The sequence below is a fragment of the Streptomyces sp. NBC_00525 genome (assembly GCF_036346595.1).
Taxonomy (GTDB): domain Bacteria; phylum Actinomycetota; class Actinomycetes; order Streptomycetales; family Streptomycetaceae; genus Streptomyces.
Window position 1 is genome coordinate 5,618,908 of sequence record NZ_CP107834.1, and the last position, 23,957, is coordinate 5,642,864.

At 73.7% G+C, this 23,957-nt stretch carries 18 protein-coding genes; 10 read left to right on the forward strand and 8 right to left on the reverse strand.

Going from position 1 to position 23,957, the window contains the following annotated elements:
* Nucleotides 1-26 precede the first annotated feature (26 nt).
* The 3 genes from OG710_RS24695 (at nt 27) to OG710_RS24705 (ending at nt 3,439) form a co-directional block, all read left to right on the forward strand.
* Nucleotides 27-1,220, forward strand: a complete 1,194-nt coding sequence (locus tag OG710_RS24695) for a glycine C-acetyltransferase (protein ID WP_111338855.1) — start codon at nt 27-29, stop codon at nt 1,218-1,220.
* Nucleotides 1,221-1,306: 86 nt separating this feature from the next.
* Nucleotides 1,307-2,206, forward strand: a complete 900-nt coding sequence (locus OG710_RS24700) for a LysR family transcriptional regulator (RefSeq protein WP_330241265.1) — start codon at nt 1,307-1,309, stop codon at nt 2,204-2,206.
* 102 nt (nt 2,207-2,308) lie between these two features.
* The gene (locus OG710_RS24705; RefSeq protein WP_330241266.1) at nt 2,309-3,439 is read left to right on the forward strand and encodes an aminopeptidase P family protein; all 1,131 of its coding nucleotides are present in this window, start codon (nt 2,309-2,311) and stop codon (nt 3,437-3,439) included.
* A gap of 6 nt (nt 3,440-3,445) precedes the next feature.
* Here OG710_RS24705 and treZ read toward each other — a convergent pair whose 3' ends face one another.
* Complete coding sequence (gene treZ / locus OG710_RS24710; RefSeq protein ID WP_330241267.1) at nt 3,446-5,206, reverse strand: malto-oligosyltrehalose trehalohydrolase; 1,761 nt, start codon at nt 5,204-5,206, stop codon at nt 3,446-3,448.
* A gap of 139 nt (nt 5,207-5,345) precedes the next feature.
* Between treZ and OG710_RS24715 the strand changes: the two genes are divergently transcribed.
* Together OG710_RS24715 and OG710_RS24720 are read left to right on the forward strand one after the other, a co-directional pair.
* Nucleotides 5,346-6,698, forward strand: coding sequence for a GH1 family beta-glucosidase (locus OG710_RS24715; RefSeq protein ID WP_330241268.1), 1,353 nt, complete (start codon nt 5,346-5,348; stop codon nt 6,696-6,698).
* Nucleotides 6,699-6,827: 129 nt separating this feature from the next.
* Nucleotides 6,828-7,394: a DUF1707 and FHA domain-containing protein gene (locus OG710_RS24720; RefSeq protein ID WP_330241269.1), complete on the forward strand. Its 567-nt coding sequence runs from the start codon at nt 6,828-6,830 to the stop codon at nt 7,392-7,394.
* A 31-nt stretch (nt 7,395-7,425) separates the two neighbouring features.
* Here OG710_RS24720 and lpdA read toward each other — a convergent pair whose 3' ends face one another.
* Nucleotides 7,426-8,847 (reverse strand): dihydrolipoyl dehydrogenase, encoded by a 1,422-nt coding sequence (gene lpdA, locus OG710_RS24725; protein ID WP_330241270.1) that lies wholly within the window; start codon nt 8,845-8,847, stop codon nt 7,426-7,428.
* Between the two features lie 112 nt (nt 8,848-8,959).
* Here lpdA and OG710_RS24730 point away from each other — a divergent pair, with 112 nt between their 5' ends.
* Both OG710_RS24730 and OG710_RS24735 read left to right on the forward strand, forming a co-directional pair.
* Entirely contained in the window at nt 8,960-9,913 is a 954-nt protein-coding gene (locus tag OG710_RS24730) for a LysR family transcriptional regulator (protein ID WP_330241271.1), read from the forward strand.
* A 51-nt stretch (nt 9,914-9,964) separates the two neighbouring features.
* Entirely contained in the window at nt 9,965-10,954 is a 990-nt protein-coding gene (locus OG710_RS24735) for a cytochrome P450 (protein ID WP_330241272.1), read from the forward strand.
* Nucleotides 10,955-10,975: 21 nt separating this feature from the next.
* On the opposite strand, the gene treY is transcribed toward OG710_RS24735, so the two are convergent.
* Nucleotides 10,976-13,342: a malto-oligosyltrehalose synthase gene (gene treY, locus OG710_RS24740; protein ID WP_330241273.1), complete on the reverse strand. Its 2,367-nt coding sequence runs from the start codon at nt 13,340-13,342 to the stop codon at nt 10,976-10,978.
* A gap of 99 nt (nt 13,343-13,441) precedes the next feature.
* The gene (glgX, locus tag OG710_RS24745) at nt 13,442-15,613 is read right to left on the reverse strand and encodes a glycogen debranching protein GlgX (RefSeq protein WP_330241274.1); all 2,172 of its coding nucleotides are present in this window, start codon (nt 15,611-15,613) and stop codon (nt 13,442-13,444) included.
* A 381-nt stretch (nt 15,614-15,994) separates the two neighbouring features.
* Between glgX and OG710_RS24750 the strand changes: the two genes are divergently transcribed.
* Together OG710_RS24750 and OG710_RS24755 are read left to right on the forward strand one after the other, a co-directional pair.
* Nucleotides 15,995-17,227: an SAV2148 family HEPN domain-containing protein gene (locus OG710_RS24750; protein WP_330241275.1), complete on the forward strand. Its 1,233-nt coding sequence runs from the start codon at nt 15,995-15,997 to the stop codon at nt 17,225-17,227.
* Nucleotides 17,228-17,294: 67 nt separating this feature from the next.
* The gene (locus OG710_RS24755; RefSeq protein WP_330241276.1) at nt 17,295-18,029 is read left to right on the forward strand and encodes an exonuclease domain-containing protein; all 735 of its coding nucleotides are present in this window, start codon (nt 17,295-17,297) and stop codon (nt 18,027-18,029) included.
* Between the two features lie 9 nt (nt 18,030-18,038).
* Here OG710_RS24755 and OG710_RS24760 read toward each other — a convergent pair whose 3' ends face one another.
* From OG710_RS24760 to OG710_RS24770, 3 genes are all read right to left on the reverse strand, one after another.
* Complete coding sequence (locus OG710_RS24760) at nt 18,039-18,905, reverse strand: phosphotransferase enzyme family protein (protein ID WP_330241277.1); 867 nt, start codon at nt 18,903-18,905, stop codon at nt 18,039-18,041.
* Nucleotides 18,902-19,126 carry a Scr1 family TA system antitoxin-like transcriptional regulator gene (locus OG710_RS24765; RefSeq protein WP_330241278.1) on the reverse strand — a complete coding sequence of 75 codons (225 nt, stop codon included), beginning with the start codon at nt 19,124-19,126 and terminating at the stop codon, nt 18,902-18,904. The genes OG710_RS24760 and OG710_RS24765 overlap by 4 nt, the downstream gene beginning before the upstream one ends.
* A 67-nt stretch (nt 19,127-19,193) precedes the next feature.
* Nucleotides 19,194-21,485, reverse strand: a complete 2,292-nt coding sequence (locus OG710_RS24770) for an MMPL family transporter (RefSeq protein ID WP_330241279.1) — start codon at nt 21,483-21,485, stop codon at nt 19,194-19,196.
* 358 nt (nt 21,486-21,843) lie between these two features.
* Here OG710_RS24770 and OG710_RS24775 point away from each other — a divergent pair, with 358 nt between their 5' ends.
* Nucleotides 21,844-23,046, forward strand: coding sequence for a S8 family peptidase (locus tag OG710_RS24775; RefSeq protein WP_330241280.1), 1,203 nt, complete (start codon nt 21,844-21,846; stop codon nt 23,044-23,046).
* On the opposite strand, the gene OG710_RS24780 is transcribed toward OG710_RS24775, so the two are convergent.
* Nucleotides 23,030-23,920: an ABC transporter ATP-binding protein gene (locus OG710_RS24780; protein ID WP_330241281.1), complete on the reverse strand. Its 891-nt coding sequence runs from the start codon at nt 23,918-23,920 to the stop codon at nt 23,030-23,032. The genes OG710_RS24775 and OG710_RS24780 overlap by 17 nt on opposite strands.
* Between the last annotated feature and the right edge of the window lie 37 nt (nt 23,921-23,957).

The following is a 23,957-nucleotide window of genomic DNA, read 5'->3' on the forward strand; positions in this document are numbered from 1 at the left end:
CCTCCTCACCTCTTTAAGGAACCGGCATGTTCGACTCCGTACGCGACGACCTGCGCACCACCCTCGAAGAGATCGAGGCGGCCGGGCTGCACAAGCCCGAGCGCGTCATCGGCACCCCGCAGTCCGCGACCGTGGCCGTCACCGCCGGGGGCCGCCCCGGCGAGGTGCTCAACTTCTGCGCCAACAACTACCTGGGCCTCGCCGACCACCCCGACGTGATCGCCGCCGCGCACGAGGCGCTGGACCGCTGGGGCTACGGCATGGCCTCCGTCCGCTTCATCTGCGGCACCCAGGAGGTCCACAAGGAGCTGGAGCGGCGGCTCTCCTCCTTCCTGGGCCAGGAGGACACGATCCTCTACTCCTCCTGCTTCGACGCCAACGGCGGCGTCTTCGAGACGATCCTCGGCCCCGAGGACGCGGTCATCTCCGACGCCCTCAACCACGCCTCCATCATCGACGGCATCCGGCTCTCCAAAGCCAAGCGGTTCCGCTACGCCAACCGCGACATGGACGACCTGGAGAAGCAGCTCAAGGAGGCGTCCGGGGCCCGGCGCCGCCTCGTCGTCACCGACGGCGTCTTCTCCATGGACGGCTACGTCGCGCCGCTGCGCGAGATCTGCGACCTCGCCGAGCGCTACGACGCCATGGTCATGGTCGACGACTCGCACGCCGTGGGCTTCGTCGGCGCCGGTGGCCGGGGCACGCCCGAGCTGCACGGCGTGATGGACCGCGTCGACATCATCACCGGCACCCTCGGCAAGGCCCTCGGCGGCGCCTCCGGCGGTTACGTCGCGGCCCGCGCCGAGATCGTCGCCCTGCTGCGCCAGCGCTCGCGGCCCTACCTCTTCTCGAACTCGCTCGCCCCGGTCATCGCCGCCGCCTCCCTCAAGGTCATCGACCTCCTGGAGTCCGCCGGCGACCTGCGCGAGCGGCTCAACGCCAACACCGCGCTCTTCCGCACCCGGATGACCGCGGAGGGCTTCGACATCCTGCCCGGCGACCACGCCATCGCCCCCGTCATGATCGGGGACGCGGCGAAGGCGGGCCGGATGGCGGAGCTGCTCCTGGAGCGCGGCGTGTACGTGATCGGGTTCTCCTACCCGGTCGTCCCGCAGGGCGCGGCCCGCATCCGCGTCCAGCTCTCGGCGGCGCACTCCACCGACGACGTGAACCGCGCCGTGGACGCGTTCGTCGCCGCCCGCGCCGCGCTGGAGAGCTGAGCGCGGTCCCCAGCGGTCGCGGGGGCGGTCAGGGCGCCCCCGCGACCTGGCCCGGAGCACCGCCGCGACCTGGGACAATGGGGCGCATGATCGATGCACGGCGGCTGCGTGTCCTGCGCGCCGTGGCGGACCACGGCACGGTGACCGCCGCGGCCGCCGCCCTGTACCTGACCCCGTCCGCCGTCTCCCAGCAGCTCGCCGCCCTGGAGCAGGAGACCGGCCACCGGCTCGTCGAACGCGGCTCGCGCGGCGCCCGCCTCACCCCGGCCGGCGACATCCTGCTCACCCACACCAACGCGGTGCTCGCCCAGCTGGAGCGGGCGGAGGCCGAACTGGCCGCGTACGGCTCCGGCGAGGCCGGTACGGTCACGGTCGCCGCGTTCGCCACCGGCATCGAACACGTCGTCGCCCCGGCGGTCGCCGCGCTGAGCCGGAGCGCGCCCGGCATCCGGGTGCGCGTACAGGACGCCGAGGGCGACGCCAGCGTGCCGATGGTGCTGGACCGGCAGGTCGATGTGGCCGTCGCCGTCGAGTACCGGGGCGCACCCGGCGAGGACGACCGCCGGCTCACCCGCGTACCGCTGTACTCGGAGCCGTTCGACGCGGTCCTGCCGGTCGGGCACCGGCTGGCCGGACAGGAGCAGGTGGCCGTCGCCGAACTGGCCAAGGACGCCTGGATCGGGCCCTATCCGGGCAACCCCTGCCACGACGTGGTGGTCCTGGCCTGCGAGTACGCCGGATTCGCCCCGAACCTCGAACACTCGTCGGACGACTTCCACGCGGTGGTCGCGCTCGCCGGCGCGGAAGCCGGAGTGGCGCTGGTGCCGCGCACCGCGCTGCGGGGCATGCCGCTGACCGGGGTGGTGGTCCGCCCGGTCCGGGACACCGCGCCGACCCGCCGGGTGTTCGCGGCGGTACGCCGGGGCGCCGAGGCCCATCCGCTGATCGCCCCCGTACTGGACGCCCTGGCCGGCGCGGCCACCTGAACCGGACGCCCGGCCCCCGCCACCGGCACCCCCGGATCGCTCGCGGGCGCCCCGCCCGGCGGGCAGGATGGGAGGGCCGTCGTGTGCCTTCAGGAGGTCCGCATGTCCAGCTCCAGCCAGCCCGTGCCGTTCACCGCCGACGACTACCGGGAGCGGATGGCCAGGGCCGCCGAGAGCGCCGCCGAGGCCGGGCTCGCCGGGGTACTCGTCGCGCCCGGCCCCGACCTCGTCCACCTGACGGGCTACCGGCCGACCGCGATCACCGAACGCCTCACGCTGCTCGTCCTCGCGGCGGGCCGGGAGCCCGTCCTCGTCGTGCCCACGCTGGAGGCGCCGGACGCGGCGCAGGCCGTGGGCGCCCCCGCGCTGACCCTGCGGGACTGGACGGACGGCAAGGACCCGTACGCCGTCACCGCCCCGCTGCTCGACGCCCGGGGCCGGTTCGCGATCAGCGACAACGCCTGGGCCATGCACCTCATCGGCCTCCAGCAGCGGCTGCCCGACACCTCCTACGCCTCGCTCACCGAAGCGCTGCCCATGCTGCGCGCCGTGAAGGACGCCCATGAGCTGGCCCGGCTCGCCGCCGCCGGGGCCGCCGCCGACGCCACGTACGAGGAGATCCTCAAGGTCCGCTTCTCCGGCCGGAAGGAGACCGAAGTCGCCGCCGACCTGGCCCGGCTGCTCACCGAGCACGGGCACTCCCAGGTCGACTTCACGGTCGTCGGCTCCGGGCCCAACGGGGCCAACCCGCACCACGAGGCGGGCGACCGCACCATCGAGCACGGCGACATGGTCGTCCTCGACTTCGGCGGCCTCAAGCACGGCTACGGCTCCGACACCTCCCGCACCGTCCACGTCGGCGAGCCCACCGCCGAGGAGCAGCGGGTCCACGACATCGTGCGCGCCGCCCAGCAGGCCGGCTGCGAGGCGGTCCGCCCCGGCGTCGCCTGCCAGGAGATCGACCGGGCCGCCCGCGCCGTCATCACCGAGGCCGGCTACGGCGAACGCTTCATCCACCGCACCGGCCACGGCATCGGCGTCACCACCCACGAGCCGCCGTACATGATCGAGGGCGAGGAGCGGCCGCTGGTGCCCGGCATGTGCTTCTCGGTGGAGCCCGGCATCTATCTGCCGGGCCGCTTCGGCGTCCGCATCGAGGACATCGTGACCGTCACCGAGGACGGCGGGCGCCGCCTCAACGCCACCGCCCGCGAACTGGCGATCGTGGAGTGACGCCGGTCAGCCGTCGGCCAGCACCACGCAGGACTCGGGCGGCAGGCGCAGCACCCCGTCCGGGCCCGGCGGGTCCACCGGCAGCCATGCCGCCAGCACCCGCCCCGGACCGCCCCGGTGCCGGCCGCCGCCCAGCGGGATCGCGGCCGGCTTCGCGTCCAGGTTGACCGCGATCCGCAGATCGCCCCGGCGCACCGCCAGCCAGCGCGCCGCGTCGTCGTACGCGGCCTTCACGCTCGCCAGGTCCGGGTCGCGCAGGTCCGGCAGGGTGCGGCGCAGGGCGATCAGCTCCCGGTACCAGGCGAGCAGCCGGCCGTGCGGTTCGCGGCCCGGCTCCGCCCAGTCCAGGCAGGAGCGGGCGCGGGTGGCCGGGTCCTGCGGGTCCGGGATGTCCTCCTGCGCCCAGCCGTGCGCCCCGAACTCCCGCCGTCTGCCGGTGCGCACGGCCTCCGCCAGCTCCGGGTCCGTGTGGTCGGTGAAGAACTGCCACGGGGTGCGCGCGCCCCATTCCTCGCCCATGAACAGCATCGGGGTGAAGGGGCCGGTCAGCACGAGCGCCGCCGCGCAGGCCAGCAGACCGGGGGAGAGGGAGGCGGCGAGCCGGTCGCCGAGGGCCCGGTTGCCGATCTGGTCGTGGGTCTGGGCGTAGCCGACGAAGCGGTGGGCCGCGGTGCGGGTGACGTCCACGGGGCGGCCGTGCGTACGCCCCCGGAAACTGGAGTACGTGCCGTCGTGGAAGAAGGCGCGCGTCATCGTCTTGGCGAGACCGGCCAGCGGGGCGGCCGCGAAGTCCGCGTAGTAGCCCTGCGCCTCACCGGTGAGCGCGGTGTGCAGGCAGTGGTGGAAGTCGTCGTTCCACTGGGCGTGCAGGCCGAGCCCGCCCTCCTCGCGGGGGGTCGTGGTGCGCGGGTCGCACAGATCGGACTCGGCGATCAGCGGCAGCGGGCGCCCCAGCTCCGCCGAGAGCGCGTCCACCGCTGCGGACAGCTCCTCCAGGAAGGTCAGCGCGCGGGTGTCGGCGAGCGCGTGCACCGCGTCCAGCCGCAGCCCGTCCAGCCGGTAGTCCCGCAGCCAGGCCAGCGCGCTGCCCAGCAGGAACGCCCGCACCTCGTCGGAGCCCGGCGCGTCCAGATTGACCGCCGCGCCCCACGGGGTGTGGTGCGTCTCGGTGAAGTACGGGCCGAACAGCGGGAGGTAGTTGCCGGACGGGCCCAGATGGTTGTGGACCACGTCCAGGACGACGGCGAGCCCCAGCCCGTGCGCCGTGTCGACAAAGCGCTTCAGCCCTTCGGGGCCGCCGTACGGCTCGTGCACGGCCCACAGCGACACTCCCTCGTACCCCCAGCCGTGCACCCCGGGGAACGGGCAGACCGGCATCAGCGACACATGGGTGACCCCCAGCTCCGCCAGATGCCCCAGCCGGGCCGCCGCCGCCTCGAAGGTGCCCTCGCCGGTGAAGGTGCCGATGTGCAGCTCGTACAGGACCGCGCCGGGCAGGGCGCGCCCCGCCCAGTCGGAGCGCCAGACGTACGCGTCGTGGTCGACCACCGCCGACTCGCCGTCCGGCCCGTCCGGCTGGCGGCGCGAACGGGGGTCGGGGCGCACCGGGCCGCCGTCGAGGGCGAAGCCGTACCGGTCGCCGTCCGCGGCCTCCGCCTCGGCGGTCCACCAGCCGGGGCGGTCCGGATCGGGCTCCATCGGCTGCGACCCGTCCCGCAGCCGCAGCGCGGCCGATCCCGCGTCCGGTGCCCATACCTCGAACAACATGCGGCGCTCCTCGCTTCCGGGGCCGCGGTCCGCTGAAGCTCTGGATCGGGGCCGACACCGGCGATTAAGGTCTGGAACTGATCACTGCCCTGTCGGGTTCTGTCCTACGCACCCCCTACCTACGGCTGTGGAGGCCGAGATGACCGTGCCGCTCTTCCCGCCCGGATTCCTTTGGGGAGCCTCCGCGTCCGCGTTCCAGACCGAGGGCGCCGCCGACGCCGAGGGCAAGGGCCCCTCCGGCTGGGACGCCTTCGCCGCGCAGCCCGGACGCATCAAGGACGGCACCGACACCAGCCGGGGCACCGGCTTCCACCGGCACTACCGGGAGGACGTCGCCCTGCTGGCCGGGCTGGGCGCCGACGCCTTCCGCTTCTCGGTGAGCTGGCCGCGCGTCGTCCCCGGCGGCAGCGGCCCGGTCAACCCGCAGGGGCTGGACTTCTACGACCGGCTCGTGGACGAGCTGTGCGCCCACGGCATCACCCCGGCGCCCACCCTCTACCACTGGGACACTCCGCTCCCGCTGGACGAGGAGGGCGGCTGGCTCAACCGCGACACGGCCTACCGCTTCGCCGAGTACGCGGGCATCGTCGCCGAACGCCTCGCCGACCGCGTACCCATGTGGATCACCCTCAACGAACCCGCCGAGGTCACCCTGCTGGGGTACGCGCTCGGCGAGCACGCCCCCGGCCGCACCCTCCTGTTCGACGCGCTGCCCGCCGCCCACCACCAGCTCCTCGCCCACGGTCTGGCCGTACGCGCGCTGCGCGCGGCGGGCGCCGACAACATCGGCATAGCCGTCTCGCACTCGCCGGTCTGGACGGCCGGGGAGTCCGAGGAGGACCGCTTCGCCGCCGGGCTGTACGACACCCTCACCAACCGGCTCTTCGCCGACCCGCTGCTCACCGGCCGCTACCCGGACGAGAACGTCGCCGCCCTGATGCCGGGCGCGGTCGAGGACGACCTGCGGACCATCTCCGCCCGGATCGACTGGTACGGCGTCAACTACTACAACCCGACCCTCGTCGGCGCGCCCGCGCCCGACGCGCTCGCATCGTTCGCCGGCTTCGGCGTGCCCGAGGGCCTGCCGTTCGGCATCCGGGAGATCGAGGGCTACGAGAAGACCGACTTCGGCTGGCCCGTCGTCCCGGACGGGCTGCGCGAGACCCTCGTACAGCTGCGGGAGCGCTACGGCGAGCTGCTGCCGCCGGTCTACATCACCGAGAACGGCTGCGCGGTGGACGAGCCGGCCGCGGACAGCCGCCGGATCGCCTTCCTCGACGGGCATCTGCGGGCGTTGCGGGAGGCGATCGACGCGGGCGTGGACGTACGCGGCTACTTCACCTGGTCGCTCACCGACAACATCGAGTGGACCGAGGGCGCCAGCAAGCGCTTCGGGCTCGTGCACATCGACTACGAGACGCTGCGCCGCACCCCGAAGGACTCCTACACCTGGTACCGCGACCTCATCAGGGCCCAGCGGCCGGCGGACTGACGGGCCGTCCCCGGCAACCGTGCGGAGCGACCGCCCCCGGATATCCGGAGGCGGTCCCGTGCAGGTCAGGAGGGGCGGATGGGCCGCCCGTTCTGGACACTTCGGGGCCGTCGGGCCGACAATCGGTGGGTGACGTCCCCGTTCGAGTTCCACACGCCCACCGCGCGCCTGTCCGACGCGCAGCGCGACCGTGTTCTCGGTGTGCTCAGGGAGGGCGCGGCCCAGGGCAAGCTCTCCCAGGACACCTTCATGCGGCGCATGGAGGTGGCGCTGACGACCAGCCGCCCCGAGGAGCTGGAGGCCCTCACCAGGGACCTGGAGCGCGAAGGCCGCTGGTCGCGCGGGCTGTTGCGGGTCGTGGGCGGGATCTCGGGCTTCCCGGAGCGGATTCGCCGGGCGTGGCGGGCGGAGCGGCTGCCCAAGCTGCTGCTGCCGGCCCCCAGCCCGCATCCCCTGCTCATCGGCCGCGATCCCGGCAACGGACTTCGCCTCACCCACGAGACGGTCTCCCGGATGCACGCGGAGCTGACCGCGCAGGGCGACCGCTGGCTGCTGCGCGACCTCGGCTCGACCAACGGCACCTGCGTCAACGGGCAGCGCGTCACCGGCACCGTCCCGGTGCGCGAGGGGGACCAGGTCAGCTTCGGCCGCATGATGTTCCGGCTCTCCGCCCCCGCGCTCCCGCCGCCCGCCTGAGAGGCCGCCGGGCGCCCCAGGACCGGGCGGCTCACGCCTGTTGGTGCAGCCCCCGGCCGGCCAGCGTGAGGAACGACTCCCCGATCGCCTCGGAGAGCGTCGGATGCGGGTGGATGTGCCGGGCCACGTCCAGGGGCTCCGCGTCCCAGCCGACGATCAGCTGGGACTCGGCGATCATCTCCGAGACGTGCGGCCCGACCAGATGCACCCCGAGCACCCGGCCCCCGCGCTCGGCGACCACCTTCACCAGGCCGCCCTGCCCGTGCACCATGCCCTTGGCGACGGCGGTCAGCGGCATGGTGTTCACCACGACGTCGTGGCCCGCGTCCCGCGCCGCCGCCTCGGAGAGCCCCACCGCGGCCGTCTGCGGCGCCGAGTACGTCACCCGCGGCACCGCGTCGTAGTCCACCGGCGCCGGACGCCGCCCCGCCAGGGTCTCCGCCACCGACAGCCCCTCCGCGAACGAGGCGTGGGCCAGGCCGAGGGACGGCGGCGGCAGCAGATCGCCCACCACATGGACGCCCGGCACCGCGGTCTCCAGCCGCGACCAGTCCGCCGGCGCCACGAAGCCCCGCCCGTCCGCGGCCAGGCCGGCGGCCGAGAGCCCGAGCCCGTCCGTCACCGGGACCCGGCCCACCGCCACCAGCAGCCGCCGCGCCTCCACCGTCAGCGTCTCCCCGCGCGGGGTCCGCAGCGTCGCCCGTACCCCGTCGTCCAGCACCACCGCGTCCAGCAGCCGCGTCCCGGCCCGCACATCGATGCCCCGCTTCCTCAGCCCGCGCGCCAGATGGCGCGACACCTCCGCGTCCTCCAGCGGCACCAGCCGGTCTGCCGCCTCCACCAGGGTCACCCGCGCCCCCATCGACCGGTGCAGCGAGGCGTACTCGACGCCGATCGCCCCGCCGCCCAGCACCAGCACCGATTCCGGCAGACCGGGCGCGAACAGCGCGTCGTCGCTGGTCACCACCCGCCGCCCGTCCGCCGCCAGGCCCGGCAGCATCCGGGGCCGCGACCCCGTCGCCAGCACGATGCCGCGCCGGGCGGCCACCTCCCCGTACCCCGCGATGCGCACGGTGCGCGGCCCGGTCAACTCGGCGCCGCCCGCCACCACGTTCACCCCGGCGTGCGCCAAGTGCGCCTGGACGCCCCGGTGGTTGCGGCCGACGATGTCGTCGCGGGTCGCCACCAGCGCCGGCCAGTCCACCGACTCCACGGCCGCCCGCACACCCCACCGCTCGCGCGCCTCCGCGATCCCGTCCACGAGTTCCGCCGCGTGCAGCATGGCCTTGCTGGGGACGCAGCCCCGGTGCAGACAGGTCCCGCCCACCTTGTCCCGCTCCGCGAGGACCACGTCCAGCCCGAGCCCGGCCGCCCGCAGCGCCGTCGAATAGCCCCCGGTCCCGCCGCCGATGACGACGATGTCCACCTCGTTCGTACGCGCGTTCCGTTTCATGGCCCCCAGCCTCCGCCCGCTCCTTGCCATGAGTCCAAGGCAATGTTTCTCTGGCCTCCATGCACACCGTTCATGACGGAGCGGACGGGCACGCGCCCGGAGGGGGACCACGATGAGCCTGCGGCAGATGGAGTACTTCCTCACGGTGGTCGAGGAGTCCTCCTTCACCCGCGCCGCCGAACGCCTCCACGTCACCCAGCCGGCGCTCTCCCACCAGATCAAGGCCCTGGAACGGGCCGTGGGCGGCGCGCTGCTCGAACGGCTCCCGCGCGGGGTGCGGCTCACCGCGATGGGCCGCGCCTTCCTGCCGCACGCCGAACGAGCCGTCCGCAGCGCCGCCCAGGCCCGCCGGGCCGCCCGCGCCGCCGCCGGGGCGCACGGCGGCGAACTGCACATCGCCACCGTCCACGCCATCGCCGTGGGCATCCTGCCCGACGTCTTCGCCCGCTGGCGCGCCGCCCACCCCGGCGTCGCCCTCGTCCTGCACGAGTACGCCACCACCGAGGCACTGGAGGAGCAGATCGAACGCGGCACCGCCGACCTCGCCGTCGGACCGCCGCCCGCCCGCTGGAGCGGCCCCGTCGTCCCCATCGGCGCGGAGGACATCGTGCTCGTCGTCCCCTTCGACGACCCGCTCGCCGGGCGGACCTCCGTCCGCCTCCAGGAACTGGCCGACCGCTCCTGGGTGCGCTGCGCCATGGAGGCCGTCGTGGAGGGCCTGCCCTTCCTCGACTGGGCCTGCGCCCGCGCCGGCTTCACCCCGCGTACGGCGGTGCGCACCGAACACACCTCGACCGCGGTCCGGATGGCGGCGGCCGGGGTCGGCGTCGCCACCGCACCCGCCCATGTCGTACGGGGCGCCGTCGGCGAGGACTGCGCCCTGCTCACCGTGGACCCGGCCTGGCGCCGGGAGCTCGCCGTGTTCTCCCGCGTCGAGCTGACCGGCGCCGCCGCCGCCTTCACCGGACTGCTGGCCGACGTCCGGCGCGGCACCGCCGAGGCGCCCCCGGCGTCACCCGGACGGCCGCGCGCCGACTGCGACGGACCCGTTCAGGTGATGCCCTGAGAGGGACCGCGCCGCCGTGCGGCACAACCGACTCGTTCCGGGGGAAACGCCATGCAGGCCGACACGCCCCGAGACATACCGGCCCCGACCGTCTCGCCCGAACCCCGAGCCCGCACCGCCCGCCCCCGCACCGGCCCCAGCCTGCTGGCCCGCGGCGCGGCCCGTGACCCGTACCGCTTCTACCGGATGCTGCGCGAGCAGTACCCGCTCAGCTACGACGCGCCGCTCGGCGCCTGGCTGATCAGCCGGTACGACGACGTCAGCGCCGCCCTCACCGATCCCCGCTTCACCGGCCTCCCGCAGGACGGGGCGCCACGCGGCGGCCTCGCGCCGATCGGGCTCTGCCACGGTAGCCCCCGCTGCCGGCCCGCCGACCGGTACACCGTGGTGACCGGCACCGTGCCCGCCCCGCTCGCCGAGCGCGTCGAACGCACCGCCTACGTGCTGGCCCGCCGCATCGCCCGGCGCCCCCGCGCCGACCTCGTCGAGGAGTTCTGCCGCTGGCTGCCCGCCGCACCCCGCCGGGAACCCGCCGAACCGCCCGCCGCCGGACCCTGTGTACGGGACTCCGCGCTGCGGCGGACCGCGCTCGCCTCGCTCCTCGCCAACCTGCTCGACGACCCCGACCTGCTGGCCGCCCTGCGCATCGAACCCGCGCTCGCCGGACGGGCCTGGACGGAGTCGCTGCGCCGCGACCCGCCGGTCCAGGTCGTCCTGCGCCGCACGGTCGCCGAAGTCACCCTCAGCGGCGGCACCCTTCCCGCGCGGGCCACCGTGGCCTGCCTCGTCGGGGCCGCCGCCCGCGACCCGCAGCGCTTCGCCGCCCCGGACGTCTTCGACCCCTTCCGCCCCGACCAGGACCGCGCCCTGACCGGGCCGGCGGGCTGCCCGGCCGTGGCGCTCAGCCGGCTGGAGGCCGAACAGGGCCTGCGCGCCCTGCTCGACGCGATGCCCCGGCTCCGCTGGGCCGACGGATTCCGCCCCGCCGCCACCGGCCTCCTCACCCGAGGCCCCCGCTCCCTGCTGGTCCGGCCCGGCTGAGCCCGCCCGGCCGCAGCCCCCTCACCCCCGTACCAGCAGTGCCACCGGACGGTCCGCGAACAGCTCCGCCACGCCCGCGTCCCCGCCGGCGAACTTCCGGCCGGGGCTCAGCAGGTCCCGCCACTCCCCGTCGTCCGGCAGCGCGAGGCGCGTCCCCCGCCAGCCGCCCGACTCCGCGAGCCGCAGCGACAGCCGGGTCACCGCCGTGACCACCTCGCCCGACCGGCAGAACGCCACACAGTGCTCCGCCGCCGGACCGGACGCCCGCAGCGGCGTGTACGTACCCGACTCGCCGAACACTCCGGGACGCTCCCGGCGCAGCCGCAGCGCCACCCCGGTCAGCTCCGCCTTCTCGTCGGCCGGCGCCTGCGGCGAAGGCTCCGCGAACGGCCGCCGGTTGTCCGGATCGACCAGGGCCAGATACGAGCGCTCCGTGCCCTGGTACAGGTCCGGCACCCCGGGCATCGTCAGATGCACCAGCGCCGCGCCCAGCGACTGCGCCCGCACATGCGCGGCCAGCGGCGCGGCGAACTCCTCCACCAGATCCCGCACCGGACCGGTGTCCGCGGCGGGACCGGCGGCCACGAAGTCCGACACCAGCCGCTCGTACACCGGATCGGGCTCCGTCCAGCTGGTGAACAGGCCCGACTCGCGCACCGCCTTCAGCAGCGCGGGCTCCAGCCGCGCCGCCCGCTCACCGGCCGGAACCCCCGCGCAGCCGACCGCCGTCTGCCACGCCTGCCAGGCCAGCTGCGGATCGGGTGCGGCCGGGGCGGACCGGGCGAGCCCCGCCACCAGCCCCGCCCACCGGCCGGGGCACTGCGACAGCACCGCGATGCCCGCCCGCACATCGGCGCTCCGCTTGGTGTCATGCGTCGTCAGCGCCGTCCCGGTGGCGGGCCAGTCCCGCGCCAGCCGGGTGCAGAAGGCGTGGAAGTCCTCCGGCGCGACCGCCGGATGCCCCGGATCGCCGCCCACCTCATTCGCCGAGACCAGCGGCACGTACCGGTAGTACGCCGTGTCCTCGACCGCCTTCGCCCGCAGCGCGGACGCCGTCTGGGCGAACCGGGCGCAGAACGCCGCCCGGTCCCCGCCGCCGCCCAGCCGCCCCAGCGCCAGGTCCCGCACCACATCGACGGCCGACGCCTCGTCGCGTACCGAGAAGACCGCCTTGGCGTCGCTCACCGCCGTCGCGTCCAGCGTCGCCCCGGCCTCCGCCGGGCAGGGGCCGCCCGCCGTCACGTACGGGCGGTACACCGGGACGCGCACCAGCAGTTCGCGCACCGCCGTCCGCAGCGCCCACGGCGCGTGGTCGCGCAGCGCGGGGTCACCGGCGCAGATCCGGGCGGCCAGCCGGGTCAGCAGCTCGGTCTCCGCCGCCAGCTCATGGCTGACCACCCGGTACGCGGCCCGGCGCACGGTCGCCGTCCACGAGCCGCCCCGGTCCCCGGCCGGGGACGCCGCCTCGCGGTAATGGCCCAGCAGCTCGGCCGCGCCCCGCGGATCGGTGAACAGGCCGTCGATCCGGTACAGCGCGTCGTACCCCGTGGTCCCGGCGACGGCCCAGCCGGCCGGCAGCCGCTCGGAGCCGGTGAGGATCTTCTCCACCACCGTCCACACCCCGCCGCTCGCCTCCGACAGCCGCTCCAGATAGCCGGCCGGGTCGGCGAGGCCGTCCGGATGGTCGATCCGCAGACCGTCCACCACCCCGTCCCGGACCAGTTCGAGGATCTTGCCGTGGGTGGCGGCGAACACCTCCGGGTCCTCCACCCGCACCCCGATCAGGTCCGAGATGGTGAAGAACCGCCGGTAGTTCAGCTCGGTGCGGGCCAGCCGCCACCAGCCGAGCCGGTAGTACTGGGCGTCCAGCAGCTCCGGCAGGCCGAGGTGGGCGGTGCCGGAGCGCAGCGGGAACTCCTGCTCCCCGTACCGCAGCACATCGCCGTCCACCCGCATCCGTGCCATCTCGTCGCCGATCCGGCCGGCCAGCACCGGCAGCAGCAGCCGGCCGCCGCCCGCCTCCCAGTCGATGTCGAACCAGCGCGCGTACGGCGAGCCGGGGCCCTCCCGCAGCACCTCGCGCAGCGCGTGGTTGTGCCGGGGATCGGCCGCCATGTGGTTGGGCACGATGTCCAGGACCAGGCCGAGGCCGTGTTCCCGCGCGGTGCGCGCCAGCCGCCGCAGCCCCTCCTCGCCGCCCAGCGCCTCCCGTACCCGGCCGTGGTCCGTGACGTCGTAGCCGTGCCGGGAACCCGGCACGGCCTCCAGGACCGGCGACAGATGAAGATGCGAGACGCCGAGCGAGGCGAGATACGGAACGGCGTCCTCGGCGGCCCGGAACGGGAACTCCGGCTGGAGCTGCAGCCGGTACGTGGCGGTAGGCGTCATGGGATCTTCCGTACCCACATCACGGCCGCCTGTGTCACCCCGCCGGACACAAGGGCACGACGGGGTGACACGAGCGGCCCCGCTCCGGGGCCCCCGCGGTCACGCGGGCCGTTGCAGCACCACCATGCTGCGCCCCACCAGCGTCACCCGATCGCCCGCCGCCACCTTCGGCCCCGCTCCGGGCAGCACCCCGGCCGGGCGCGCGGTGTCCACCACGGCGTGCCACTGCCGGCCGTGGTCGACGGGCACCGCGAACTCCAGCGTCTCGGCGCTCGCGTTGAACATCAGCAGGAAGGAGTCGTCGGAGATCCGCTCCCCGCGCGGACCGGGCTCCGAGATGGCGTGCCCGTTCAGGAAGACCGTCAGGGCCTTGGCGTGCGCGGCCTGCCAGTCCCGCTGGGTCATCTCCTGGCCCTGGGGCGTGAACCAGGCGATGTCGGACAGCTCGTCGTGCGTGCCCTCCACCGGGCGGCCGTGGAAGAACCGGCGGCGGCGGAAGACCGGATGGTCGCGGCGCAGCCACACCATCGCGCGGGTGAACTCCAGCAGGGTCATGCCGCGCGCCGCGCCGTCCGGCTCCTCCCCGTCGTCGTCCTCGATGTCGGCGCCGAGCGCGCAGGGCGGTTCGGGCCAGTGCACCCAGGACAGCTCGTTGTCCTGGCAGTAGGCGTTGTTGTTGCCGCGCTGGGTGCGGCCGAACTCGTCGCCGTGGCTGAGCATGGGCACGCCCTGCGACAGCATCAGCGTGGCGATGAAGTTGCGCATCTGGCGTTCGCGCAGCTCCAGCACATCCGGCCGGTCCGTCTCGCCCTCCACGCCGCAGTTCCAGGACCGGTTGTGGCTCTCGCCGTCCCGGTTGCCCTCGCCGTTGGCCTCGTTGTGCTTGTCGTTGTACGAGACCAGGTCGTGCAGGGTGAAGCCGTCGTGGCAGGTGGTGAAGTTGATCGAGGCCAGCGGGCGCCGTCCGTCGTCCTGATAGAGGTCGGAGGAGCCGGTCAGCCGCCCGGCGAATTCGGCCAGGGTCCGGGGCTCGCCCCGCCACAGATCGCGGACCGTGTCCCGGTACTTGCCGTTCCACTCCGTCCACAGCGGCGGGAAGTTTCCCACCTGGTAGCCGCCCTCGCCCACGTCCCACGGCTCGGCGATCAGTTTCACCTGGCTGACCACCGGGTCCTGCTGCACCAGGTCGAAGAACGACGACAGCCGGTCCACCTCGTGGAACTGCCGGGCCAGCGTGGCCGCCAGGTCGAAGCGGAAGCCGTCCACATGCATCTCGGTCACCCAGTACCGCAGCGAGTCCATGATCATCTGGAGCACGTGCGGGGACCGCATGAGCAGCGAGTTCCCGGTGCCCGTGGTGTCCATGTAGTAGCGCTGGTCCTCGGTCAGCCGGTAGTACGAGGCGTTGTCCAGCCCCCGGAAGGACAGCGTCGGGCCCAGGTGGTTGCCCTCGGCGGTGTGGTTGTAGACCACGTCGAGGATCACCTCGATGCCCGCCTGGTGCAGGGCGCGCACGGCCTGCTTGAACTCCAGCACCTGTTCGCCCCGGTCGCCCCAGGAGGCGTACGCGTTGTGCGGGGCGAAGAAGCCGATGGTGTTGTAGCCCCAGTAGTTGGTGAGCCCCGCGTCGGAGAGCCGGTGGTCCTGGACGAACTGGTGTACGGGCATCAGTTCGATGGCGGTGACGCCCAGTTCGGTCAGATGGGCGATGATCTCCGGATGCGCCAGCCCGGCGTAGGTGCCGCGCAGCTCCTCGGGCAGCCCCGGATGGAGCATCGTCAGGCCCTTCACATGGGCCTCGTAGATCACCGTGCGGTGGTAGTCCGTACGGGGGCGCCGGTCGTCGCCCCAGTCGAAGTACGGGTTCACCACCACGGAGGTCATCGTGTGCGGGGCGGAGTCCAGGTCGTTGCGCGCGTCGGGCCGGCCGAACGGATAGCCGTAGACCGCCTCGCCCCAGGTGATCCGCCCGGAGACCGCCCGCGCGTAGGGGTCCAGCAGCAGCTTGGCGGAGTTGCACCGCACGCCCCGCTGCGGCTCGTACGGGCCGTGCACCCGGAATCCGTAGCGCTGACCCGGCATCACCCCCGGCAGATACGCGTGCCGGACGAAGGCATCGGTCTCTCTCAGCTCCACCGCCGTCTCGGAACCGTCGTCGTGCAGCAGGCACAACTCGATTCGGTGGGCGGCCTCCGAGAAGACCGCGAAATTGGTCCCGGCGCCGTCGTACGTGGCACCGAGCGGGTACGCCTGTCCCGGCCACACCTGCATGGATTCGACTCTTCCAGTCCAGTTCTGCCGCGGTCGCCTGGTCGCCCTGGTGGGGCCACACGGCCCACCTGGGCCCCGCGCCAGATCTTCCCCGAAAGAAGGCCCCTTACCTAGGACGTCGGCCCGTCGGTCAACCTCGTGCCTCTCCGTGTCGCCCGCGAACGTCCGAAGACCGGTCCCGTACCGCGGCTGTCCGGTTCCCGGTCCGGGGTGGGGTGTTTAATCCCTATGAATCCGCTCACTCCGCCCGAACTCGCCGTCCGGAACAGGTTTGATCCCATGGGGAGTTGGTAAAGGAGCCTGCGCATCGGGCTGCACCGGCTCCCGCTCCCGGAGTACCCTTCCTTGATCGTTGGTGGGGGAGTGGAAGGCGGTGCGTGGGTGAGCTCGGGAGGATTCGAGCTGCCCTCGGGTGACGCGGGTCACGAGGGGGACGTGGCCGAGGTTCCCCCTGGGGCGGTCTCGCTGGCGCAGCCCCTGGAGATCGGCGCGGAGCTGGAGTGGGACGCCGACGACTGGAGCGAGGTGCGCACCCGCGCGCAGCGGGCCGGGCGCGCCTACATCTGGCTGAACCTCGTCGAACAGCGGCTGCGTGCCGTGGTCGCCGCGGTGCTCCGGCCGATCTACGAGCCCGTCCACGGCGAGGACTGGGTGGTCGCCGCGGCCGGGCCCGCCGGCCAGGAGTGGGTGCAGCGCGCCGTCGCCGTCCGCGAGGTCTCCCGCCGCAAGGGCTATCTGCTCGACCCGGCCGACGACAACGTCCTCAGCTTCCTCACGCTGCCCCAGCTCCGCGAGCTGATGGTCCAGCACTGGCCCTGCTTCGAGCCCTACTTCGACGACCGCCGCGACGTCGAACTGGCACTCGACGAGCTGGAGGTCGCCCGCAACGTCGTCTCCCGCAACCGCGCCCTGAACGAAGCGGTGCTCGCCCAGGCCGAGCGGGCCTCCGCCCGGCTCCTGGAGATGCTCGGCGGCGGCGCGTCCGTGCCCTCCGCCGACCGGCTCCCGGTCGACGCCGTCGAGGAACTGGTCGGCGACCGGTACGCGGACGTGGTCTCCGTCCACCCCGACCGGGTGCGGCTCCAGCGCCAGCTGCCCGCCGAGGACCTGTTCGGCGGGGCGCGCCGGCTGGACGCCATCGGCATAGGGCTCAACCTGCTGGTGCAGAACTTCTCCGGACGCCGGCTCATCCGGCTCGCCGAGTCGGGCTGCCGGATACGGCTGCTGTTCATCAACCCGGCCAGCAGCGCGGTCAAGCGCCGGGAACGGGAGCTGGGGCTCAAGAAGGGCGAGCTGAGCCGGTCCGTCGAGATGAACATCCTGCACATGCGCCGGGTGCGCGCCAAGCTCCGCGATCCGGGCGCCTTCGAGATCCACGTCTTCGACGAGACCCCGCGCTTCACGGCCTACCTGGTCGACGGCGACGGCGCCGACGCGGTGGGCGTCGTCCAGACCTATCTGCGCCGGGCGCGCGGCATGGAGGCGCCGGTGCTGGTGCTGCGCGGCGGCGGGCGTGCGGTGGTCCGGGCGGGGCAGGGATACGAGCACGGGCTGTTCGAGACCTACCGGGAGGAGTTCGAGTCCGTGTGGACGGACTCCCGGCCGGTCTCCTGAGCGGCGTTGTCAGTGGCCCGTGCGAGGGTGGTCGTCATCCGGGGGAGCACCATGAAGGAGGTACGGGATGAGCTGGCACCGGCATGCGCTGGTCGGCTTCGATCTGGAGACGACGGGGACGGACCCGCTGGAGGCCCGGATCGTGACGGCCGCGGTGATCGCCGTCGACGACCGGGACGGCGAGCCGACCGCCCGGCACACCTGGCTGGCCGATCCGGGCGTCCGCATCCCCGCCCAGGCGTCCGCGATCCACGGCATCAGCAGTGAGCGGGCGGCCGCGGAGGGCCGCCCGGCGCGCGAGGTGGCCGACGAGGTCGCCGACACGCTGGCCGGCTACTGGCGCCGGGGCATCCCGGTCGTGGCCTACAACGCCGCCTTCGACCTGACCCTGCTCACGGCCGAGCTGCACCGCCACCAACTGCCCTCGCTCGCCGACCGGCTCGACGGCGCCCCGGTCGGGCCCGTGATCGACCCGTACACCATCGACCGCGCCGTCGACCGCTACCGCAAGGGCAAGCGGAACCTGGAGGCGGTCTGCGTCGAGTACGGCGTGGTCCACGGCGGCGCGCACGACGCGGCGGCGGACGCGCTGGCCGCGGTCCGGGTGGCGTACGCGATAGCCGCCCGCCACCGCGCGGTCGCCGACCTCACGGTGGAGCTGCTGCACGAACGCCAGATCGCGTGGTACGCGGAATGGGCGGCGGACTTCCAGAGCTTCCTGCGCCGCAAGGGCACCCCGGACGCGGTGATCGACGCCCGCTGGCCGGTCCGCGAGCCCGCGACGGTCACGGGCCGGCCGTAGCGGGCCCGGTCAGAAGGGATACCAGCGCACCGAGGCGTCCCCGTCGCGCAGGGATGCCACGCGGCGCCGGAACTCCGCCAGGGCGGCCTCGTTCGAGGGCGCGTGCTGCGCCACCCACGCACAGCTCGCCGTCTCCCGTGCCCCCCGCAGCACGGCGCACCCCTCCCACTCGCGCACATCCCAGCCGTACGCAGCGGTGAACGCGTCGTACGCGTCGGCCGCGAGGCCGTACCGGTCGCGGGACAGCGCGAGGACCACCAGATCGTGTTCGCGCAGGTCCGAGGAGAAGGTCTCCAGGTCCACCAGGACCGGTCCGTCCGGGCCGACATGGACGTTGCGCGCCAGCGCGTCCCCGTGGATCGGGCCCGCCGGAAGGTGGGGGACCAGTGCCGCGGCCGCGGCGGCGAACCCGTCGCGGCGCTCGCGCAGATAGGCCGCGTCGGCCGGGTCGATCGCGTCGCCCGCCAGCCGCAGCCAGCGCTCGACGCCGCCCAGCAGCTCCCGGCGCGGCAGCGCGAACCCCTCGGGCGCGGGCAGCGCGTGCACCGCGCGCAGCAGCGGGGCGAGGTCGCGCGGCTCGGCGGGGCGCACCGCGTCCGGCAGCCGGTGCCACACGGTCACCGGATGCCCCTCGACCAGCCGGGCCCCGGCCTCGGCCGCCCGCACGGCGGGCACCCCGGACTCCGCGAGCCACCGGGCGACGGCCACCTCGCGCTCCGCCCGCTCCCACAGCTCCGGGTGGCGCCCGGCGTCCCGGCCGACCTTGACGACGAGGTCACCGGCCGCGAACACCGCGTTCTCGCCGAGCGCGAGTAGTCCGGCGTCCCCGGGGAATCCGGCGGCCACCAGCACCTCGCGCGCTTCCATCTCGTTCATGGCCCGATTTTCTCACCCGTTCGGGGCCTCGCCGGCGCCTCGCTCAGGACAACGTCCATGGACCCTTGGATCTCTGCCACCATGGGCGGCTGATCCTCGAACCACATCAGCGTGACCAGGCCCTCAAGCAGCGGATGCGGGCTCCTGTCGAACGGCAACAGGTTGACCCTGATGCGCCCCGACTCGGCGAGCTTGACGATGCGGTCCAGCTGATCGGCCATGACCGCAGGTCCCCGCCCTCCCGCGCCCCGGACTCCGGGACGGGGGAGGGCGCGGACACCCTCGGGGTCAGACGCCGACCCGCTCCGGGGCCTCGCCGCCGCGTGCGGGTGCGGGCGGCGCCGGCACGTCGTCGTACGACTCGTCGTGCGTCATGTCCGGCAGCCGGCGCAGCCACTTCGGGAAGTACCAGTTGCGCTCGCCCAGCAGGGCCATCGTGGCCGGGAGCAGCACCCCGCGGATGATCGTCGCGTCGATCAGCACGGCCGCCGCGAGACCGACGCCCATCTGCTTCATGGACTGCATCGACAGCGTGCCGAAGATGGCGAACACGGCGACCATGATGACGGCCGCGCTGGTCACCACCCCGGCCGTGGTGACCACGCCGTGGGCGATGGCATCGCGGGTGGTGCGGCCCTGGAGGCGGGCCTCACGGATACGGGAGACCACGAACACGTGGTAGTCCATCGAGAGCCCGAACAGGATCACGAAGAGGAACAGCGGCAGCCAGGAGATGATCGCGCCGACGCCCTCGGCGCCCACCAGCGAGGCGCCCCAGCCGTGCTGGAAGATCGCGGTCAGGATGCCGTAGGCGGCGCCCACCGAGAGCAGGTTGAGGACGATCGAGGTGACCGCCACCGTCAGCGAGCGGAAGCAGAGCAGCATCAGCAGGAAGGCGAAGGCGACCACGAAGGCGAAGACCGGCACGACGGAGCCGACGATCTGCTCGTTGAAGTCCTTCGAACCGGCGACCTGCCCGGTGATCGGCGCCTCCACCCCGTCGACCGTGCCGAGCGTGGCCGGGCGCACGGTGTTCCGCAGCAGGTCCAGGCTCTTCTCGGCCGCTTCCTGGTCCGAACCGCCGACCAGCGGCACATCGATGACCGCGACGTTCTCCGCGTCGTGCGTCACGATGTCCACCGGACCCTTGGACGCGCCCGAGGCGACCGCCTGCTTGCGGAAGTCCGCCAGCGCCTTGCGGACCGGGGCGGCGCCGATGTCGTCGGCCCTGACCACGACCTGCGCCGGGTCGGCGCCCCCGGGGAACGCCTCGTTCAGCCGGTCGTAGGTCCGCACGATCGGCAGCGAGTCGCCGAACTCCTGGTCCAGGGTGAGGTTCTGGGTGTGCATGCCGAGCGCGGGCAGGGCGAGCGCCGCGAGCGCCCCGGCGGCGACCACGGCCGCGGTCCACGGCCGGCGCAGCACCGCGGTGAGCACCGCGCGCCAGATCCGGCTCTCGCCGTCCGCGCCGCCGTGCCGGGAGCGCTTGAGACGGCCCAGGAACGGCACCCGGCCCTTCTCGACCCGCTCGCCGAGCAGGGAGAGCAGCGCGGGCAGCACGGTGACCGAACCGACCATGGCGACGGCCACGACCATCAGCGAGGCCAGGCCCATCGCCTCGAACTCGGCGATGCCGGTGAAGAGCATGCCCGCCATCGCGACGCAGACCGTCACACCGGAGACGACGATGGCGCGCCCGCTGGTCGCGGCGGCGATCATCAGCGCGGTCCGGGCGTCCCGGCCCTTGGCCCGCTCCTCGCGCTCCCGGCGCAGATAGAACAGGCAGTAGTCGACGCCGACGGCCAGACCGACCAGCAGCATCACGGAGTTGGCGGTGTCACTCATCGGCTGGAAGTGGCTCACCACGCCCATCAGACCCATCGTCGCCATGATCGCGGTGAGGGCCAGGGCGACCGGCAGCAGCGCGGCGACCAGCGCCCCGAAGGCGATGAGCAGAATGCCGAGCGCGACCGGTACGGCGGAGAACTCGGCCCGCTGGAAGTCGCTGCCGAACGCGTCGTCGAACGTCTTGCCCATGCTGGCGCCGCCGATCTCCTCGATCAGCAGCCCCTCGTGCTTCGCGTCCACCTTCGCGACGGCGTCGAGCACCGGGCCGACGCGCTCGCTCGCCGTCTCCGCGTCGCCGCGCATCTCGAACTGCACCAGCGCGCTGTGCCCGTCCGCCGAGATGGTCCCGGTGGTGTACGGCGAGGTGACGGCGGTGACCTCACCGGTGCCCTGTACGGCGTCGATCACCTCGTCGACGGCCGCCCGGAACTCCTTGGAGCCGGCCACCGGCCCGTCCCCGGCCGCCGACTGGATCAGCACGGTCTCACCGGCCGGGGCCTTGAGCCCCGCGTCCTCGATGATCTGCACCGCCCGGCCGACCTCGCCGGACATCTGCTCGCTCTCCTTCACATCGACCCGGCCCGCCGCGGAGCCCAGGCCCATCGCCAGGACGACGAACAGCACCCAGATCGTCACCGCCGCCCAGCGGTGCCGCGCACTCCAGCCGCCCGCGCGGGCGGCGACGCCCTTGACCCGCGGCCCCCTCACCGCTGCCGAATCCACATTCCCCATGACGGGCGTGCCCCCTCGTGACCGGCACCGGCCCCGCGCCGCCGCCTCCGCATTCGAAGGTAGGGGCGCCGTAAGGCCGTCTCGTCATGCTCTGCTCCTGACCGCGCGTCACGCCTCTCCACCTCGGGGAGGGGCCCTCCCCCCGACAAGGCGGATCGAAGCCCCTTACACGTAAAGGCGATCGGGGCATCCCGAGACCGCCGGGGGTGTGTTGTGACGAAAGGTTGGTGAGTGCGTCGGAGCTGTAGCGGGCTCTTGATCTGCGCGCGTCAATCGGCCAGGGTTTCGAGCCAACCCCCGGAGATCTTCCGGCCGGGGGCCAATCCCCCCACAAAGAATGACGAGGAGACCCCTCTTCATGGCCAATCACAAGCGCGCACGCCGGTTCAAGCTGACCGCCTCCATCACCGCGGTGGCGGCCGCCGCCGGCATCACCCTGCTCGGCACCCCGTTCGCCGGGGCGGCCCCCGCCCCGGCCCAGGGCAAGATCTACGGCGCCGACGCGGCGACCGCGGTCGCCGGCAGCTACATCGTGATGCTGGACCACACGGCCGACAAGGAGAAGCTCGCCGAGGAGTACGGCGGGAAGCTGAAGCGCGACTACAGCTCCGCCATCAACGGCTTCTCCGCCAACGGACTTTCGGAGACCGAGGCCAAGCGGCTCGCCGCCGACCCGGCCGTCTCCAAGGTCGTCCAGAACAAGAAGTTCCACATCGACGCCACCCAGGACGACCCGCCGTCCTGGGGCCTGGACCGCATCGACCAGACGGAGACCGCCGGCGACAACGCCTACACCTACCCGGACAGCGCGGGCGAGGGCGTCAGCGCGTACGTCATCGACACCGGAGTCCGCACCACCCACGAGGAGTTCGGCGGCCGGGCCACCTCCGGCTACGACGCCGTGGACGACGACGACAGCGCCGACGACGGCAACGGCCACGGCACCCACGTCGCCGGCACCATAGCCGGGTCCTCCTACGGCGTCGCCAAGAACGCCGAGATCGTCGCCGTCCGCGTCCTGGACGACTCCGGCTCCGGCACCACCGAGCAGGTCGTCGCCGGCATCGACTGGGTCACCGAGCACCACCAGGGCCCGTCCGTCGCCAACATGAGTCTGGGCGGCGGCGCCGACGAAGCGCTCGACGCGGCCGTCCAGAAGGCCATCGCCTCCGGCGTCACCTTCGCGGTCGCCGCCGGCAACGAGTCGAGCGACGCCGGCCAGGGCTCGCCCTCCCGCGTCCCCGAGGCCATCACCGTCGCCTCGTCCACCGTGGACGACCAGCAGTCGTCGTTCTCCAACTACGGCCCGGTCGTGGACCTCTACGCACCAGGCTCCGACATCACGTCCGCCTGGAACGACAGCGACACCGGCTCCAACACCATCTCCGGCACGTCGATGGCGACCCCGCACGTCGTCGGAGCCGCCGCCGTCTACCTCGCCGGACACCCGGACGCCACCCCGGCCGAGGTCGCCGCGGCCCTGACCGAGGGAGCCACCCCGGACGCCATCGGCAACGCCACCGAGGGCACGGCCAACAAGCTCCTCAAGATCGTCGAGTAACCGCCCGCCGACCGCCGGCGGCCACCGCGCCCTCCCCCACGGGGCGCGGCGGCCGCCTGGCCCGCGCCGCCCACCGGCCGTCCGTCCGGCTGATGCGCACCGGATGGCCGAAGCACTCGCTCACCAGCTCCGTGGTCAGCACCTCGTCCGCCGCGCCCGAGGCCAGACACCGTCCGTCGCGCAGCAGCAACGCGTGCGTCGTGGACGCGGGCAGCTCCTCCAGATGGTGTGTCACCAGCACCGTCGCCAGCCCCGGATGCTCCTCGCGCAGCGCGTCCAGACTGTCCAGCAACTGCTCGCGGGCGGCCAGGTCGAGCCCCGTCGCCGGCTCGTCGAGCAGCAGCAGCCGGGGTTCCGGCATCAGCGCGCGGGCGATCAGCGTACGGCCGCGCTCGCCCTGCGACAGCGCCGGCCAGCGCGACCCCTCCTTGCCGGCCATCCCCAGCATCGCCAGCAGCCGCGCCGCCCGCTCCCGCTGCCCCGCACCCGGCGACCAGCGCGGCACCGGCTCCACCGAGTTCGTCAGACCGGTCAGCACCACCTCGTTCACCGTCAGCGGCGAACGCAGCGGATGACGCGGATTGACATGGCCGAGCAGCGTCCGCAGCTCCCGCAGATCCACCCGCCCCAGCGTCCGGCCCAGCACCTCGACCGAACCCCGCGTCGGATGGTTCACCGCCCCCAGCAGCCCGAGCAGCGTGCTCTTGCCGGCTCCGTTGGCCCCCAGCAGCGCCCAGTGCTCCCCGCCCCGCACGGTGAGCGACACCCCGTCCAGCAGGACGTTCCCCTCGCGTACGAGCGAGACCTCGTCGGCCCGGACGACCGGCACCGGGCTCGCGCCGGCGGCGGGGGACAGGGGTGCGGTGGTGGTCACGTGCGGCTGCTCCTTCGTACGGGCGCGATCGCCTCGC

What these genes read in the sequence shown, in the direction of transcription:
- OG710_RS24775 (WP_330241280.1), top strand. Translation starts at nt 21,844, where the DNA reads ATGGCCAATCACAAGCGCGCACGCCGGTTCAAGCTGACCGCCTCCATC.
- OG710_RS24715 (WP_330241268.1), top strand. Translation starts at nt 5,346, where the DNA reads ATGACCGTGCCGCTCTTCCCGCCCGGATTCCTTTGGGGAGCCTCCGCG.
- OG710_RS24700 (WP_330241265.1), top strand. Translation starts at nt 1,307, where the DNA reads ATGATCGATGCACGGCGGCTGCGTGTCCTGCGCGCCGTGGCGGACCAC.
- OG710_RS24730 (WP_330241271.1), top strand. Translation starts at nt 8,960, where the DNA reads ATGAGCCTGCGGCAGATGGAGTACTTCCTCACGGTGGTCGAGGAGTCC.
- OG710_RS24735 (WP_330241272.1), top strand. Translation starts at nt 9,965, where the DNA reads ATGCAGGCCGACACGCCCCGAGACATACCGGCCCCGACCGTCTCGCCC.
- treZ (WP_330241267.1), bottom strand. Translation starts at nt 5,206, where the DNA reads ATGTTGTTCGAGGTATGGGCACCGGACGCGGGATCGGCCGCGCTGCGG.
- OG710_RS24770 (WP_330241279.1), bottom strand. Translation starts at nt 21,485, where the DNA reads ATGGGGAATGTGGATTCGGCAGCGGTGAGGGGGCCGCGGGTCAAGGGC.
- OG710_RS24695 (WP_111338855.1), top strand. Translation starts at nt 27, where the DNA reads ATGTTCGACTCCGTACGCGACGACCTGCGCACCACCCTCGAAGAGATC.
- glgX (WP_330241274.1), bottom strand. Translation starts at nt 15,613, where the DNA reads ATGCAGGTGTGGCCGGGACAGGCGTACCCGCTCGGTGCCACGTACGAC.
- OG710_RS24760 (WP_330241277.1), bottom strand. Translation starts at nt 18,905, where the DNA reads ATGAACGAGATGGAAGCGCGCGAGGTGCTGGTGGCCGCCGGATTCCCC.
- OG710_RS24765 (WP_330241278.1), bottom strand. Translation starts at nt 19,126, where the DNA reads ATGGCCGATCAGCTGGACCGCATCGTCAAGCTCGCCGAGTCGGGGCGC.
- OG710_RS24755 (WP_330241276.1), top strand. Translation starts at nt 17,295, where the DNA reads ATGAGCTGGCACCGGCATGCGCTGGTCGGCTTCGATCTGGAGACGACG.
- treY (WP_330241273.1), bottom strand. Translation starts at nt 13,342, where the DNA reads ATGACGCCTACCGCCACGTACCGGCTGCAGCTCCAGCCGGAGTTCCCG.
- OG710_RS24705 (WP_330241266.1), top strand. Translation starts at nt 2,309, where the DNA reads ATGTCCAGCTCCAGCCAGCCCGTGCCGTTCACCGCCGACGACTACCGG.
- lpdA (WP_330241270.1), bottom strand. Translation starts at nt 8,847, where the DNA reads ATGAAACGGAACGCGCGTACGAACGAGGTGGACATCGTCGTCATCGGC.